Genomic DNA, 15,181 nt, shown 5'->3' with positions numbered 1-15,181 from the left:
AATCCGAGGATAATCGCTTCGCCTTATCCTACCGTAAATTGTGTTAACTTTCAGCCATTATCTAAGGTGCTAACCTGGCTTTACCTAGACGCTGCTTTTCATACCATTGTGCGATCGCAGGTGCCCAATCTTCAAAATGAGGCCACATCATTTCACACAACTTTTGAATTTCCAGTTGAGCATCTTTCTTATTTCTCAGGTCGCAAAAATGCAAGAAAGACCTTAAATTAAAACTAACTACAAAATGTTGGCGATAGTCAAAAGGCACTTTGCCTCTAGCGTGTTCTTCAGACATCCCACCCTCAAAATCAGCTTTATATCGTTTAGCTGCTTCTAAACACCACTCCAAATCTGCTGTTCGTTGCTCTGGTGAATAGTGATACTTTTTGCCTTGTCTATCAGTGTAATAACCAACGGGACGTAGATAAAAAACATCTTCTATGTCTTTCTTACCTTCTACTACGTCAATAAACTGATTGCCTGTATACCTAAAAGATTGTACATCAAATGATACAGAAACGCGATGAGTCCGCGCCTGCTGCATTACACTGTGGGGAAAGTAGCCACAGTTGAAAACAATCTGGGGATGCTCTAAAGGCCCATAGTGTCCCCTCTCACCTGCTAAAAGCCGCTTAACAATGACTTCGCCGCTTTGTGACTCCGAGGGCCAGGAGTCGCGCTCATCAAACACAAACCCATCAGTATAGTCCTGGTGCATCGCGGCATAAATCACCTGCTGCGGGTTTGGTGTTTTGGCAATAACCTCTACTCGAAATCGATGCATTAGCTGTTAGGGAATGGATATGTGATTGAAAGTGCTTACGCACAAGGAGCGGAGCCTGTTGCTTAGACATGGCTTTGAACTCGATTCATCATCATATCTTTTCTCTGGCTTGCTTGGACTACTACTTGATTAGATTAAGATACTTTACAAATATTAATAACTTTGTTACACTTATTTACATAAAGAGAAGACAGGGAAAAATCCATGCGTACAAGTACTGCTATCATTGACGACCAAGGAAAACTGAACAACTTTGCAATCGAGCCAAAAGTTTATATAGATGAGCAAGGCGATCGCACTGGTTTCACTCCTTATGCAGAAATGCTCAACGGTCGTTTAGCAATGATTGGTTTTGTCTCTCTCATAGCATTAGAAGTATTCACAGGACACGGTATTGTTGGTGTTTTGACAAGTCTGTAAAAACTAATTTTTTTAAAATAAATCTCAAAAAGAGACGGTAAATTTACCGTCTCTTATTTTTATGGAAAACTTAGTGCTAGAGTGAAAATATACTGATAACAAAAGCCGTTAGTTATCAGCGTAAAAATATTGGGTGAACTATGGCTTTAGCTACTTCAACTATGTTGCCACTAGGCACTAAAGCGCCAGATTTTAATCTACCGGAAGTAGTATCTGGAAAGGCAACTTCACTTTCTACCTTTGCAGATAAAAAAGCACTATTGGTAATGTTTATTTGTCGGCATTGCCCGTTTGTAAAACACGTCCAAAACGAATTAGTGCAGTTAGGAAGAGATTATTTTACAAGTGATTTAGCGATCGTTGCTATTAGTGCTAACGATGCAAAAAATTACCCAGATGATGCGCCAGAGTCGTTACAAGCATTTTCCACAGAACAAGGGTTAAATTTTACCTTATGTTACGATGAGAGCCAAGAAACGGCGAAGGCTTACACAGCAGCTTGCACACCAGATTTTTTTGTATTTGATGACCAACGCCAACTTGTTTATCGGGGACAATTAGATGATAGCCGCCCCAGTAATGGTAAACCTGTAACAGGTGCAGATTTACGCGCAGCCATTGAAGCAGTGCTAGCGGGTAAACCTGTTCCAAGTGAGCAAAAGCCGAGTGTTGGTTGCAATATTAAATGGAAACCAGGAAACCAACCCAGTTATTTTGGTTAAGAGGGATTGGGCATTTAGATTAGGGGAGAGGTGACAGGTGACAGGGAAGAGGTGATAGGAAATAATCTATAACCCTGTAACCTGTACCCTGTTCTCTTCTTCACTCCCCACATTTATCAATGTTTAATTTCCAAATTCAGTATGTAGCATCCTAATTGGACTTTTTCTGCCCACAATTCATATTCCAGCCGCAAATTCTCTGGCAAAGGATGTCCGTTGAGAGTTAGGCTACGAGTAAAATTTCGTAAACGAATCGGATCGTTAGGTTGCAATGACTCAGTTGGCAACCAATAGCGACTAATGCCATAAACACCCTGTTCCCAAAAGTGACGATAACTCACTTGAGCGTTACCTTGCATAGTCATGATGACTCGGTAAGGTGAAATCTCCAGCCACAAAATCCTGGGACTGTTAGGGGCGTAAGCTTTGCTCTTGCTTTGAGGAAGTGTGTCTTCTGGACTTATGACACTTTCTACTTCGCAGCTAATTAAAGGCGGTGCGGTCATCAGTAAATGAAATCGATCGGTATCTTTTTGATACAATGTCGCGGCAGTTTCGACAACAGACCAGATCGGTAGGTCAGTGGAAATCAGTGATAAGCACACGGGCTTGCGGTGATGGGTCAGCATGGGAGCGATAAGGGCTAAAAGCTATTGAACAAAGTGAAATGAACACTCTAGCTGTCTAATAGGTCTGGCTAAGAAACTAAATAGTAAAGCAGGCTTAATATTAATGAATCCGTTGATTTGTTAATAAGCTACACAAATCTGGATGAAACAGGTAGAATGTCAGCTTACACAGTAAAAATGGTACTTTTATCTAGAGAGAGCTAATTCGTAAGTAAAGCTTGTAAATATTCTAAGGCTATAGCCTCAAAACAGTGGCAGTCGTTTTAGACGCTAAAAACCTTCTTCAGGGAGACTTACCGTAGATTGGAGTAAGTTTCATACAGCCAAAAGCAATAGGATACTAGGAAGGAAGTCACCAGAAGCGACAAACTAAGTCGCTGATGAACTTCCGGTGTATTCAAATGCCAGTGTATCCTAATGTCGGCTTCTGTTATATCCGTAAAAACTCACGAAAACCTTTCTCACCAAAATATTGCTGAGTAAAAAATAAAATTCATTGACTCAGCAATATTTTGGTCTGCTCATTGCGCGTCTAGCAGAGAAGAAAGAGCAAAGATTTCCATTTCAAAGCAGCAAAATATGAGTAACCGTGTGAAGTGAAAGTTTCATCTACGGTTTCAGTTCAGGAGGTAGGAGGCAGGAGGAACCCATATTTACAACATGGGATGTAGCAATGACACTTTGTCTCTCGCGCTATCCGTCTCGATACAATTCTTTTTTTTGACTGGGCAATGACTTAAAAGTAAAGTTTTGACTTCTGCCTCCTGCCGACGCTCGCGGACTCGCTATCGCTGCGCTATCCTGCCCCCTGCCTTTCTTTGTGAAATATCTTACTTCAACTTGTCAAGTTTTAAATACCCGATCGAGTCGATTTCAATAAGCAAAAAGGCGTATTGCTTTCTCATTTCGGTATATTCAGCAAGCAAAAAGGCATATTGCTTTCTCAAAATGCTTAATTGCTTTCTCATTTCGGTATATCGCGCATTCATTTCGGTAGATTCAGCAAGCAAAAAGGCATATTGCTTTCTCAAAATGCTTAATTGCTTTCTCATTTCAGTAGATTTAGCAAGCAAAAAGACATATTGCTTTCTCAAAAGCTTGATTGCTTTCTCATTTCGGTATATCGCGCATTGATTACGACATCGCTATGTAACAAAAAGCATTGGAGAATTGCTGGAGTTCTCTCAAGCCGATCGATACGGAAGTTTTTTAAAGTAAAGAATATTAACCGTACTGTATTACAAGGTTCATATCATGGCTCGGAGAAAAAGAACCTCTCAGGTGTTAGAAAAAGCAGTGCGTCGTGCTGCTAGCATCAACTCAATCGATCCGAATTTAAATTTAGGCAATGGACTTACTTTACCGACCTTCTCATCTCTAATTGAGACGATGCGAACTAGAGAGAATTTATACAACACTGCTCTTTCCAACCTGGATAAGTTGTACCATGAAATGCTCCAAACAGAGCGCGAGTTGGCAGATATGGCAGAGCACATGCTCTTAGGAGTTGCGACTCAGTATGGTAAAAGTAGTGTGGAGTACGGTATGGCAGGAGGTGTTCCGAAAAACCAGCGCCGCAAGGGGCTGCGAGGGGAGTCACCAGTTTCTAATTTAGAGCAACCGTCATTTATTGCCAGTATGAACGGCAACGGCAGCAAAAATGGCAACCAGAATGGAAACAAAGCAACAACAGCAAGTTAGCTTGTATTCGCTAGCAACGACAAAAAAAGTGGCTCTGCAATCAGCAGAACCACAAAAGCTTTCGCAAATCTGTTATGAATTAACGAACTGCCCCTTGATAAGAAACAGTATCAATCGGTTTCATTAGGTACAGCCGCAATAACTGCCAGCCGTTGGAGATGTAAAGCGGCAGTTTTTGGAAGAATTGCAGGAATTTAGGAGTCTTGGAGTTAGCGATCGCACCCAACTTTTCATTATTGCTTATACAAACATCCAACCGCTGATAAAACTCTGGATTTTCTACATCCAGCATCAGTGGGAATACCCGACCTGCGTTTTCGTTGGTCTTCTGAATTACATGGATATCGTATTCTCGCGCATCCAATCCAAGAGTGGCATAAAAGTCCTTGCGTTGGATGTCATTGAGGTACATGGTCGCAAATACCGACAACAGGAAGAAGCGACTCCATAGCCTTGCTTTCCAATCATTCAACATTTGCGGCTGAGATTTCATGATCGCATCAAAGAAATCGCCGTGACGGTTTTCATCCTGACACCAGTTCTCAAAGAACCGGAAGATTGGATAAACCCGATCTTCTGGATGTGCTTCTAAATGGCGATAAATGGTTATGTAGCGCCAATAACCGATCTTCTCAGAAAGATAAGTAGCGTAGAAGATGAATTTCGGTTTAAAGAAGGTATAACTGCGACTCTTAGTCAAAAACCCTAAATCTAGGGACATATTAAAGTCCGACAAAGCTTTGTTCAAAAAGCCAGCGTGACGCGCTTCATCCCGTGACATCAGGTTAAAACACTCTGCCAAAACAGGGCTTTTTCCTTTCAAGCGACGGCCAAGTTCTTTATACAGCAAAAAGCCGGAAAACTCTGCCGTACATGAACGTTCTAGAAATTCAACGAACAACTTGCGAGTTTCCCCGTCAATATGATCCCAGGATTGTTCAAACTCGGCATCCCGAACAAAGTGGTGGCGGTTGTAGTCAGTGCGAAACTCTTCGAGAATGGCTTGTAACTCGTCTTCGTTGACGGAGATATCCATCCGTGCCATTTCATCAAAATCGGTAGTATAAAACCGAGGTGTTAACAAGGTTTCTTTTGCCGGGACTTTAATCCCTGGCCGGATTTCTTCAAAGCCTGGTTTTTTGAGGGAATCTACCATGTCTTGATTTCTCTTTCGTCTTTATTATCTTAAGTAGACCTTTCGGGTGACGTTCTTACGTCTCTACCGCTACGGTAACGGCAGTTCCTCATGGGGAGCCACTGCGGTCTTCTCCCAAGGGGAGACGCCAAGGGCGATGGGGTCTCCCCAAGTGGAGCAAGTGGCGTGGAAAACCCTGTTGGTGTGAGCCTCTCCATTTGGGAGAAGACCGGACTGCCTCACCAGAAATGCTCTGGCAAACCGTAACAGCCCACAATAATCCAATTGTATAAAGTTCAGTCTACCAAGGTGCGGGTGAGAAATTTCTAAGCAAAACATTAAGAGTTGCAACAATCATTCAATATTTACGGAATCAAAAATCGCGGATTGGTAGTCAAATAAATATAGTTCAGCAAGCAGCATTATCTCGTTTAAGTGGAGTAGCACTCAGCTCTTGATTCTCAAAGCACTAGTATCTCAGTAATTTTCTGTGGTTGTTACTACAATAAATTCATGGGGTTCTATTAATACATTAGACAGCTTAAAATTAACAATCCATGAGAAGCATAATTACTGGAAAAGCTAAGTACTTTAGTTATTTTTTGCACCTTTCTCAATAATTATAGATTAGACAATGCCGACAACTTCAAATCAGAACAGCAGTGTCTATTACGAAAATTGTTAGAAAGCAACTAGTGCAAGATGTAAGTCTAGCTATTAGCACTTGGTATAAAAAACAGTCCAATAAAACCATTTTAAACAACAAGAGTAAATCCAAAAGGTTGAAAACAAGATGAATCTTGAAAACAATCAGCAGCAGAAAGACCGACTTCTTGTCTCTTATATCTTGTGTGCAGTCGGATTTATGGGGGTGGGAGGATTGCAGCGTTTCTACAATGGCAAGATCGGAACTGGTTTGTTATGGCTGTTGACTGGTGGTATGTTTGGTATAGGGCAGTTCGTGGATTTATTCTTTATCCCCAATATGGTTAACGAATACGAACACAACTTGAGATTAAAGGCGGGTGTATCTCTCTTTGGTGTGCCGTTGAATGAAGCAGTAGTTGCTTCTCAAGTCCACCGACCAACAGGCAACCAACTGATGATGAAACTGATTGAAGCGGCGGAAAGCAAGGGTGGTTTTTTAACTGTCACTCAAGGCGTAAAGTTTACAGGAGCCAGCTTTGCTGAAGTGGAAGCTACTCTCAAAGAGATGTACAAATCAGGTTATGTAAAAATTGATAACGACCCCAATACTGGAGCCGTTACCTACCATTTCCACGAACTTTAATTATTATTAGTCATTTGTCATTTGTCCTTTGTCCTTTGTCTTTTGTTAAAAACCAATGACCAATGACCAATGACCAATGACTAATTTCTACCTAACCACTTTTGACCATCTAAGCGCTGAACTAAGCCATATACCAACAAATCGAGGGTAATTTTGCGCTCATCGATTAAGAATGACTCAAGAGTGCTAGGTTTTTTGCCTTCATTACAGGAAAATCCTTTTTTTCCTTGAATATCTCCATCGGGGAAATACAGGTTAAACTGACGCTTACCAATTTCTGACCAACTGCCGATAATTTGCCAGCATTCTTCGGCGGATTCAAAGCCAGTGATTGGCATCTTCTGCTTGGCAAAAGACACCTGTAAATCTTGCACACCTTTTTGAGCGATCGCTTTTTGTAAAGCTGGCAAGTAGTCTTGCTCAATGAACTCTACAAATGGCTTATCTTCAACAGATGGGGCTTTTTCCTTTTTGGCGGCTTTAGCTGCGGCGGGTTTTTCTTCTGTTGCTTCGCGAGCAGCGGGTTTTTCTCCTTTTGCGGCTTTAGCTGCGGCTGGTTTTTCTCGCTTGGGTGATGCAGCAGCTGGTTTAGCAGCATTGGGATTATCTTCGGGGTTTGCGGCTTTAGGATCTGGCGCGTTGGCAGTAGGAATATCTGTGGCTTCGGGTGAGTCTGTACTAGGAGCTTGTTCTTCAGCCACACTGGGAGCTTGCTTGTCAACAGTGCTGGGAGCTACTTCTCCCGCTTGATTGTGATTGGTTGGGTCTGCCATTGCTCAGGTCAATCCTTTAATCTAGCTTTGGGAGCGATCGCTCACCTTGATGTATCCGGTATTTTTATTTTGACATACTACTACCGCTGTGCAGAATTCGTAATTTGTATTTGTAATTTGTAATTTATATACTGCAAGGGTTTCATTTATTTGGGATGGGTGGTTTACTTGCAATACTGTTCGGTTAAGGCAAGAGACGCGATGAATCGCCGTCTCTACAATATTCAGTCTTTTGTCTTGATGGCGATAAATCACATCTTTAGCGATCTAGAATTTTCATCCTTCAAATCCCTTTGAATCCTATACCAGTTTCTACCTGTTGCTTTGCTGGAGTAGAATTTACCTTGCTGCTAGAAGTCTGACGCTTGGTGCCAACTTGGCTCAAGAATATACCTCCTAAAATCAAGCTACCGCCAATATATTGAGGCCGGGTAGGGGCTTCACCCAAAATTAAATAGGCTGCTATAATTCCCACAATTGGGCCAAATGAGCTAACTAAGGAAGCTGTAGATACAGTAGAAGTTTTCAAGCCTTTAACCCAAAAAGACTGGCCTACCACTACAATCAATCCGCCATAAAGAAACATCCATTGCCACAAGAATGGTGAGAGAACATCAGCGAAATGATCCTTGCCATAGAGGACTAAAGCAATAAAGAAAAAGATTACAGTTCCAAGTGCAGTCCGAAAGATGCTATAGATTCCCAAAGGAATCTGCGAAAGGTGTTTCTTGCTAATAATCGTAGAAGCGGCTATGGCTACAGATGCTACTGCTGCCAAAAGTTCCCCTATGCCTAAACTGAAACCTCCCATGTTCATCATGGTTTCTGTTGCAGGCTGAAGGATAATAGTTAGGATAACGCCAACAAAAGCTGCGATCGCACCAATAAATTCCCAAATATTTACTCGTTCTCTCAATAACCAGACTGATAAAGCCAAAGTTAGAGGTGGTTCCAAGCGTCCTACCAAGATGACATTGTTCACCCCTGTAAGTGCCAGTGCCTGGAAAATTAAACCAGGGGCTAACGCTCCTGATAAAATAGCCACTGCTGTTAAACTGACCCAATCTTTCCTTGAGAGTTGTTTCAAATTAGCTTTGTTCCACTGCCGCCCATAGATTAGGATCAGAAGTATCAAGGCGCAAAGGTTTCCCACGAATAAAACATTACACAAAGAAATCGGATTGCGATTACCGATAAAATGTTGAGCACCAATTTCTGTTAGTTTCCTGGTAACAGCGCTAGATGCTCCAAAAATTAGCATTGCTAGCCAAAGATATGTTTGTCCTGCAATTCTATGGATTTGGCGATGTGGTTTTTTGGGTCTAGTCACAATAACATCACTGCAATGAAAGCATTGCTCATCATATTAAGTTATCCTTACGCACTTCAAAATGAGGTTTTGTTGAGAAAATACTTAAATTATCCTGTGACTTTGAGCAACCATGATTAGCTGAGAAAATGCTGAGAATTAGTTAAATTTTCTCAAAGGATAAATTCATGAAAATAGTGGCTGAGTTTCAATAAGCTCTCACTGCCACCTGAGATGCTTGGGATGTTCAGGATAAAACAAAGAAGAGAAGAAACAAATGAAACTTGCACCCTTACTTACAAGCGTAGCCTTAGTTGGTTTTTTCACAGTTTGGGACGTACCATTAAAAGCGATCAATCCGTTATTAATACAGGCATCAGCAGCCGAAGAAATGTCTGTAGCACAAAAAATAGACTTGCTTACTAAGAGTAAGGGTCAAATTGGTAGTGGCGATCAACTGCGTCGTTTCTTTTTTGCTGACTTGGAACCAATCGGTATCCAGGTAGGTGGTGCAGGTCATGTAGTTAACCTTTATAACAAAGCTAATGATGTCACATTCGCTTACTGTTCGCATTACGATGTGATTGTTGCCATTAAAAAAGGTAAGATAACTAAATTTGAACCTAGCGAAGTGAAGTAATAATAAATCCACTTTCTAATTAATATTTTGCTGAAACCAGCGGAGCAATTTGATTGCATCTAGGTTGCAATATATGAAAAAAAGCCCGGAGTCACGGAAACGCCTCCGGCTTTATGCTGTGCGTTCACGCTTGAGAAAAAGTCTGATTTAGTCCTTCTCAAGAATTTATTAATTTTCTGGAAGAATCAGGTCAAATAGAAAATTTAAAACATGAAATCTTTTTTTATTTTGCCCTTAAACTCTTATTTAATTATTTTCGTTCCAGGTATTTTACAATGAGGCTTTTAAAAGCGATCGCCTGCGAACAGAAATTGTTTAATAGCTATTAAAGCAATTATTCTATGCTACCTCATAGGTAATCGGTAGCAGTTCCAGATTAATGTAATCAATGATTTTCCTTTTTTGAAAAAATATAAAAGTCATATAATCCAGTCAAAAAACTCAGCAAAAACTAAACCTTAACCAAGATGATATTCAACCTTAATGATTAGTAAAAATATTCTTAACATTATTCAAATACAGTCTTGCTAAGATAACTCCAAATACAGATTACAACCTTATTTCTTGACTTTTAATGGGCAAATCAAAGATGCTTAACTCTGGGTTAATTGTAATCAAATTTGGAAATAATGGGTTGAAAAAAATGTGTGAAACTGTAGCTAGATGTAGTTTTGAGATTTCTACATCCGACATCAAGTTCTCACATATCCTAATTTCCCAACTTGAGCAAATAGTAATTCCAACAATCTTGAGTTAAGTTTTCCTAGCCTGTTTACAGTCAAAAGTTTAGTAATTAGTATTTCAGCTTTGCAAATTTCTCTGCTATATAAGCAAAGTAAGATAACGCAAACTAATCTTAAATCTCAGCCTAGCAAAGTTAGCTTTGTTTATGTAGTACAAGCTTTTAGTCAGATAGCAATTTGCATATTTAGAGTGTTCTCAAAAGTTTAACAGGTTTCAATAAGGAGAAAATTCTCATGGCTCTTTACGGCTATACCATTGGAGAGGATCGTGACGGCAACGCTAGTAATGGCAAGCAACTTGACGTTTACCGCTTTTTGATCCCTTCTGGCCCTGGAGGTTCTATTACCCCTACAAGAGTAGGTACAGTCAATCTTCCAGCTACTGCTACTACCGCCGATCTAGAAGGTTTGGGAACTAACCCCGCTACTGGAAGGGTAAGTGCGGTTAACGAAGCACGGGCCACTGGTTCTACAACACCAATTGATCCAACAGTCCTTCGCGTTAATAATGTAGATCAGCCTTTTGCTTCAACCACGACCTCACCAAGCCGTACACCATCTGACCTACGTCGTTTTGGATTTGAGTCAGGTGCTGACTTTAATAGTAGTGGTCTATACAACATTTCAGGGAATCCGAATCCCGCAAATGGGCCAGTAGGAAGCTCTCTTTATAAAATTACTACAGCTACCCCTGGAACTCTTAGCCTTGTAGACACCTTTGGCCCAGCTACTACTGCTGCACAAAGACAAGGAACTCAACCTACCAACTCTCAATTTGCCGATGGATTAGCTATCGACAATCTCAATCCTGGTAATACTCGCGCTCTTGCTAGCGATTTTAGGACTAATGATAGAGATGGGAACCAGCTTTACAAAGTCGATCTGCTCACTGGTCAGCTATCTGCGCCGATTGCTCTGAAAACTCCTTCAGGGCAAGCTTTGAATCTCAACTTAGATTCTGGATTGTCATTTACTAACAGCGGATCTCAAAGATTGATCGGTTGGGTGGAAACTGGCGCTGTCTATGAGATCACAGGCTACCAAGATGAACTTGCTGCATCAGGTCTAGGTTTAGGTAGTGCTGGTGGTGCTAATGGTGCTGGTTTTGCAACCGCCACCTTGCTTGGTAACGTTAATTTACCAAATGCTGTGAGTGGAGTCGTTGATTATGAAGGCTTTACGATTGTTAATGAATAACAGTCGTTAATAGGATATTCTTTCTTCAACTTTTGTAAAAAGCACTTTTACAAGAGTTGAAGAAGCGAAAAAGTGAAGAGAGCTAAAGAGTAAAAAGTGCTATCTACCAAACTCATTGTACTTTTATTAGAGACTAACTAGATTTTTATTGTTAAATTTATTCAATATATCTTTTAATCAAAAGCTATCATTAAATTCGCTGAGATTAGATTTTAGAATTCAATATACTTCTTAATTATGATAAGTTGCTATTAATAAATTCTTCAATCAAGTTTACTCGGTGTTAGTAGTTCCCTTTAGATAAAATATGATTTTTAGATTTTATGCTAATCTTACCAAGTTTTTATTATATTTAACAATTAAAGCGGCGTAATCCAATAAGTAATTCCTCGAATAGCTTGTTTTTTAAAACCAAACAAAGGTAAGTTCTCTTCAGATAGACCCACATAAGTCCAATGTGGAACATCGTTTTCTACAGTTTGAAACCAACCATTTTGATTAAGAGCTTTTCTCTGCTCTTTACTACCTACGCGTAAATCAATGGCTAATCCCCAGAGATGTTGTGAAGTTCCCGGAGGCGCAACTAAACCGAGAATTTTTGTCTCTTTACCTTGTTGAACTTTTGCTAAAACTCGATCGTTAGCATACTTGTGCCAAAATCTTAAATTCGTGTTGAAAGTGCGAGTACAATCACCAGAGCCATAACCAGATTTTAGCGGAATTTGTTGCTGAATTCGCGCTTTATTTAAAGCATCAGCCGCCGATTTTTGTAAATAACAGTCGTTAGTGCCATCAACATGACCCATTGTTAAAGTAGCTTGAAACTCTTGGGTTTCTTGTTCATTAGCAAAAATATTTTGTTGCGGTAGTTTAATCCCAATATCGGGATTTACGAATACTGCACCATAGCTTTGCAGCAAAGTATATTCATAAGTACCAGGCTGGGGAATTGTAGATAATTTTCTAGCGATCGCAGATAAAAAACGCTGTTGCGCATTTAATTTTGGATCGGGAATAAATGGTTCTGATGTTGTATTTTTAGAGGTATCTATACAAGGTAATGAATCATTACTCAAGCATTTTTGTAACGGTTGAGCAGTTATAGCAACTTTGTGGTGGGTAATCTCATTGCTAGCGACTAATACAAAAATCATCAATATAAAGATACTGATAAAACTTGTCTTTCTAATAAACCTAGTAATATTTTTTTGATTTCTGAGGGTGAGTTTCATATTTAATAATTACTTAGCGATTCAATAATAAAATTAAGAATTTTTTAGACTAATTTCTGCTGGGTTAACGCTCTGAACAATAGCTGCGAGTGAAAAACCGGAATGTTGTCACAAATTTTAAAAAGATGAAATTTTTCACTTCCTACTAAACTTAAAAAATGGAACCTTGCTTTTAATTGAGTACTAGTAAGTTTGATAACTTTTTTATCAGAAAGTTACATCCATGAAACCACTGGAACAGCTAAAATTGAAAAGAACTCTAAGCTTGCCGATCCTGTAAGTATGACCATGCACAATTCCGTTGAATTCCAAGACGCTTTTGATGTCATAGTCGTCGGTGCAGGTCACTCCGGTTGCGAAGCAGCTCTCGCCTCTGCACGCCTCGGTTGTCGTACCCTGTTATTGACGCTCAATTTGGATAAAATCGCTTGGCAACCTTGTAATCCAGCAGTGGGTGGCCCGGCGAAATCCCAATTGACCCATGAGGTAGACGCACTTGGTGGGGAAATTGGTAAAGTTGCAGACCGCACCTACTTGCAAAAACGTATCCTCAACTCTTCACGGGGGCCTGCTGTTTGGGCATTACGCGCCCAGACTGATAAGCGCGAATATGCAGCGGTGATGAAAAATATTGTTGAGAATCAAGAAAACTTGACAATCCGCGAAAGTATGGCCACAGATTTGGTGCTGGGTGCTAACGGTGAAGTTATCGGCGTTGAAACTTATTTTGGTGTTGGGTTCCAATGTAAAGCAGTCATCTTGACAACCGGCACGTTCCTGGGCGGCAAAATTTGGGTTGGTAACAAATCAATGCCAGCCGGACGTGCTGGAGAATTTGCAGCTGAAGGATTGACACAAACCCTAAATCGCCTGGGATTTGAAACCGGCAGACTTAAAACTGGAACTCCAGCACGGGTAGATAAGCGATCGGTAGATTACAGTAAAATGCTCATCCAGCCAGGGGATGAAGATGTGCGCTGGTTTAGCTTTGACCCAGATGTGTGGGTAGAACGGGAACAGATGCCTTGCTACATCACCCGTACAACCGCCGAAACCCATCGCCTGATTCAGGAAAATTTGCACCTGTCGCCAGTTTATGGCGGTTGGGTGGAAGCCAAAGGGCCGCGTTATTGTCCCAGTATTGAAGATAAGATTGTGCGCTTTGCCGATAAGGAAAGCCATCAAATCTTTATTGAACCGGAAGGAAGGGATATACCCGAACTTTATATTCAAGGATTTTCTACAGGGTTGCCAGAAAATTTGCAGTTGCAAATGTTGCGGACTCTCCCCGGTTTGGAAAAATGTGTGATGCTGCGTCCTGCTTATGCAGTGGAATATGACTATTTACCAGCAACTCAGTGTTACCCCACACTGATGACTAAAAAGATTGCGGGGCTGTTTTGTGCTGGGCAGATTAACGGCACTACAGGTTATGAAGAAGCTGCTGCTCAAGGGCTGGTGGCGGGAATTAACGCCGCTCGATTTGTTCGCTCTCAAGAAATGATTGTCTTTGCCCGCGAGCAAAGTTACATTGGGACGCTAGTTGATGACCTGTGTACAAAAGACCTGCGAGAACCTTACCGGATGCTCACCAGTAGGTCAGAATACCGATTGCTATTGCGTTCTGACAATGCCGACCAACGCCTGACACCCTTGGGACGGGAGATTGGTTTAATTGACGATCGCCGCTGGGATATGTTTACTCAAAAACAGGGTAATATCACCACAGAAAAGCAAAGATTGCAAGCCACACGAGTTAAGGAACATGATGAAATTGGAATAGCGATCGCATCTGATACCCAACAAGCAATTAAAGGTTCGATTACCCTCAACGACTTGTTGCGGCGTCCAGGATTACATTACGTTGATCTCGACAGGTTCGGACTGGGAAACCCCAACCTCAACCGAGCCGAGAAAGAAGGTGCAGAAATTGACATCAAGTATTCTGGCTATCTCGCTAGGCAACAAAATCAAATTGACCAAATTGCCCGCCAAGCGCACCGCCAGTTACCTGGGGATTTAGACTACACAACAATTGATACTCTTTCTAAAGAGGCACGGGAAAAGCTGACTCACATAAAGCCACTCACCCTTGGTCAAGCTGCACGTATAGGTGGTGTAAACCCAGCGGATATTAACGCCTTATTATTATATCTAGAATTGCGTAGAACCAAGAGCCAGTCAGAGTTTCCAGCGTTAGCTTAACACAAGCTTGATAAAGACTGAGTATAGTAGTAGGGAGAGAGATTGGTATGATAGATGACATAAGGATTAGTAGTGGCATCATCAACAATCCCCAGATGAAAGTTGAGTTTAATACCAACACTCAATCAACTTATCTCAATTAGATGGGGGATTGGATGTTTCATTATTCAGGAGGCAGGAGGCAGGAGTAACCCACGCACAACTGCATAGGATTGGCGCAAGACCGGAGGCGGAGCGGCTCCTCTGTTTGTTTATCGCCCGACACGTCTCAATACAATTCTTCTTTTTAATCAGGGTAATCACCCAGGACTAAAGTTTTTATTCATACTTCTTTCCTCCAGTAAGAACTGCCCTCGACCTACTGCCTCCTCTGATAATCCTAATTTTCAGGCAGTAGGGG

At 41.1% G+C, this 15,181-nt stretch carries 16 protein-coding genes; 8 read left to right on the top strand and 8 right to left on the bottom strand.

The window, feature by feature from the left end; translation table 11 throughout:
- Positions 1 to 61: 61 nt before the first annotated feature.
- Entirely contained in the window at positions 62 to 784 is a 723-nt protein-coding gene (gene thyX, locus AC1F2U_RS29020) for an FAD-dependent thymidylate synthase (protein ID WP_292726483.1), read from the bottom strand.
- A 204-nt stretch (positions 785 to 988) separates the two neighbouring features.
- Between thyX and AC1F2U_RS29015 the strand changes: the two genes are divergently transcribed.
- Entirely contained in the window at positions 989 to 1,204 is a 216-nt protein-coding gene (locus AC1F2U_RS29015) for a high light inducible protein (RefSeq protein WP_480264286.1), read from the top strand.
- A gap of 140 nt (positions 1,205 to 1,344) precedes the next feature.
- Positions 1,345 to 1,926 carry a thioredoxin family protein gene (locus AC1F2U_RS29010; protein WP_334840977.1) on the top strand — a complete coding sequence of 194 codons (582 nt, stop codon included), beginning with the start codon at positions 1,345 to 1,347 and terminating at the stop codon, positions 1,924 to 1,926.
- Positions 1,927 to 2,042: 116 nt separating this feature from the next.
- Here AC1F2U_RS29010 and AC1F2U_RS29005 read toward each other — a convergent pair whose 3' ends face one another.
- Entirely contained in the window at positions 2,043 to 2,555 is a 513-nt protein-coding gene (locus AC1F2U_RS29005) for a hypothetical protein (protein ID WP_094348271.1), read from the bottom strand.
- A gap of 830 nt (positions 2,556 to 3,385) precedes the next feature.
- Positions 3,386 to 3,628 (bottom strand): hypothetical protein, encoded by a 243-nt coding sequence (locus AC1F2U_RS29000; RefSeq protein WP_480264285.1) that lies wholly within the window; start codon positions 3,626 to 3,628, stop codon positions 3,386 to 3,388.
- A gap of 181 nt (positions 3,629 to 3,809) precedes the next feature.
- Here AC1F2U_RS29000 and AC1F2U_RS28995 point away from each other — a divergent pair, with 181 nt between their 5' ends.
- Entirely contained in the window at positions 3,810 to 4,256 is a 447-nt protein-coding gene (locus AC1F2U_RS28995; protein ID WP_480264284.1) for a hypothetical protein, read from the top strand.
- Positions 4,257 to 4,335: 79 nt separating this feature from the next.
- Here the strand turns inward: AC1F2U_RS28995 and acsF are convergent, their stop codons facing one another.
- Positions 4,336 to 5,412 carry a magnesium-protoporphyrin IX monomethyl ester (oxidative) cyclase gene (gene acsF / locus AC1F2U_RS28990; protein WP_480264283.1) on the bottom strand — a complete coding sequence of 359 codons (1,077 nt, stop codon included), beginning with the start codon at positions 5,410 to 5,412 and terminating at the stop codon, positions 4,336 to 4,338.
- A 46-nt stretch (positions 5,413 to 5,458) separates the two neighbouring features.
- Between acsF and AC1F2U_RS28985 the strand changes: the two genes are divergently transcribed.
- Together AC1F2U_RS28985 and AC1F2U_RS28980 are read left to right on the top strand one after the other, a co-directional pair.
- Positions 5,459 to 5,599 carry a hypothetical protein gene (locus AC1F2U_RS28985; protein WP_480264282.1) on the top strand — a complete coding sequence of 47 codons (141 nt, stop codon included), beginning with the start codon at positions 5,459 to 5,461 and terminating at the stop codon, positions 5,597 to 5,599.
- A 585-nt stretch (positions 5,600 to 6,184) separates the two neighbouring features.
- Positions 6,185 to 6,682, top strand: coding sequence for a TM2 domain-containing protein (locus tag AC1F2U_RS28980; RefSeq protein WP_480264281.1), 498 nt, complete (start codon positions 6,185 to 6,187; stop codon positions 6,680 to 6,682).
- 80 nt (positions 6,683 to 6,762) lie between these two features.
- Here the strand turns inward: AC1F2U_RS28980 and AC1F2U_RS28975 are convergent, their stop codons facing one another.
- Genes AC1F2U_RS28975 through AC1F2U_RS28965 form a run of 3 tightly spaced genes read right to left on the bottom strand, consistent with a single transcriptional unit; the run spans position 6,763 to position 8,785 of the window.
- Positions 6,763 to 7,455 carry a DUF2996 domain-containing protein gene (locus AC1F2U_RS28975; RefSeq protein ID WP_480264280.1) on the bottom strand — a complete coding sequence of 231 codons (693 nt, stop codon included), beginning with the start codon at positions 7,453 to 7,455 and terminating at the stop codon, positions 6,763 to 6,765.
- A gap of 21 nt (positions 7,456 to 7,476) precedes the next feature.
- Positions 7,477 to 7,710, bottom strand: coding sequence for a hypothetical protein (locus AC1F2U_RS28970; protein WP_480264279.1), 234 nt, complete (start codon positions 7,708 to 7,710; stop codon positions 7,477 to 7,479).
- A 28-nt stretch (positions 7,711 to 7,738) separates the two neighbouring features.
- On the bottom strand, positions 7,739 to 8,785 hold the full coding sequence (locus AC1F2U_RS28965; protein WP_480264278.1) for a DMT family transporter: 1,047 nt from the start codon (positions 8,783 to 8,785) through the stop codon (positions 7,739 to 7,741).
- Between the two features lie 256 nt (positions 8,786 to 9,041).
- Between AC1F2U_RS28965 and AC1F2U_RS28960 the strand changes: the two genes are divergently transcribed.
- On the top strand, positions 9,042 to 9,404 hold the full coding sequence (locus AC1F2U_RS28960; RefSeq protein WP_480264277.1) for a hypothetical protein: 363 nt from the start codon (positions 9,042 to 9,044) through the stop codon (positions 9,402 to 9,404).
- A 977-nt stretch (positions 9,405 to 10,381) separates the two neighbouring features.
- A complete protein-coding gene (locus AC1F2U_RS28955; protein WP_480264276.1) occupies positions 10,382 to 11,344 on the top strand; it encodes a water stress protein WSP1 in 963 nt (320 codons plus the stop codon).
- A 359-nt stretch (positions 11,345 to 11,703) separates the two neighbouring features.
- Here the strand turns inward: AC1F2U_RS28955 and AC1F2U_RS28950 are convergent, their stop codons facing one another.
- Positions 11,704 to 12,576: a D-alanyl-D-alanine carboxypeptidase family protein gene (locus AC1F2U_RS28950; protein ID WP_480264275.1), complete on the bottom strand. Its 873-nt coding sequence runs from the start codon at positions 12,574 to 12,576 to the stop codon at positions 11,704 to 11,706.
- Between the two features lie 282 nt (positions 12,577 to 12,858).
- On the opposite strand from AC1F2U_RS28950, the gene mnmG reads away from it, so the two are divergent.
- Complete coding sequence (mnmG, locus tag AC1F2U_RS28945; protein ID WP_480264303.1) at positions 12,859 to 14,781, top strand: tRNA uridine-5-carboxymethylaminomethyl(34) synthesis enzyme MnmG; 1,923 nt, start codon at positions 12,859 to 12,861, stop codon at positions 14,779 to 14,781.
- Positions 14,782 to 15,181 lie beyond the last annotated feature (400 nt).

This window comes from Nostoc sp. LEGE 12454 (genome assembly GCF_056620565.1).
This window is presented reverse-complemented; position numbering and strand designations above follow the sequence as displayed.

Coding starts and splice junctions, on each gene's coding strand:
- thyX (WP_292726483.1), bottom strand. CDS start 784: ATGCATCGATTTCGAGTAGAGGTTATTGCCAAAACACCAAACCCGCAG.
- AC1F2U_RS29015 (WP_480264286.1), top strand. CDS start 989: ATGCGTACAAGTACTGCTATCATTGACGACCAAGGAAAACTGAACAAC.
- AC1F2U_RS29010 (WP_334840977.1), top strand. CDS start 1,345: ATGGCTTTAGCTACTTCAACTATGTTGCCACTAGGCACTAAAGCGCCA.
- AC1F2U_RS29005 (WP_094348271.1), bottom strand. CDS start 2,555: ATGCTGACCCATCACCGCAAGCCCGTGTGCTTATCACTGATTTCCACT.
- AC1F2U_RS28995 (WP_480264284.1), top strand. CDS start 3,810: ATGGCTCGGAGAAAAAGAACCTCTCAGGTGTTAGAAAAAGCAGTGCGT.
- acsF (WP_480264283.1), bottom strand. CDS start 5,412: ATGGTAGATTCCCTCAAAAAACCAGGCTTTGAAGAAATCCGGCCAGGG.
- AC1F2U_RS28980 (WP_480264281.1), top strand. CDS start 6,185: ATGAATCTTGAAAACAATCAGCAGCAGAAAGACCGACTTCTTGTCTCT.
- AC1F2U_RS28975 (WP_480264280.1), bottom strand. CDS start 7,455: ATGGCAGACCCAACCAATCACAATCAAGCGGGAGAAGTAGCTCCCAGC.
- AC1F2U_RS28960 (WP_480264277.1), top strand. CDS start 9,042: ATGAAACTTGCACCCTTACTTACAAGCGTAGCCTTAGTTGGTTTTTTC.
- AC1F2U_RS28955 (WP_480264276.1), top strand. CDS start 10,382: ATGGCTCTTTACGGCTATACCATTGGAGAGGATCGTGACGGCAACGCT.
- AC1F2U_RS28950 (WP_480264275.1), bottom strand. CDS start 12,576: ATGAAACTCACCCTCAGAAATCAAAAAAATATTACTAGGTTTATTAGA.
- mnmG (WP_480264303.1), top strand. CDS start 12,859: ATGACCATGCACAATTCCGTTGAATTCCAAGACGCTTTTGATGTCATA.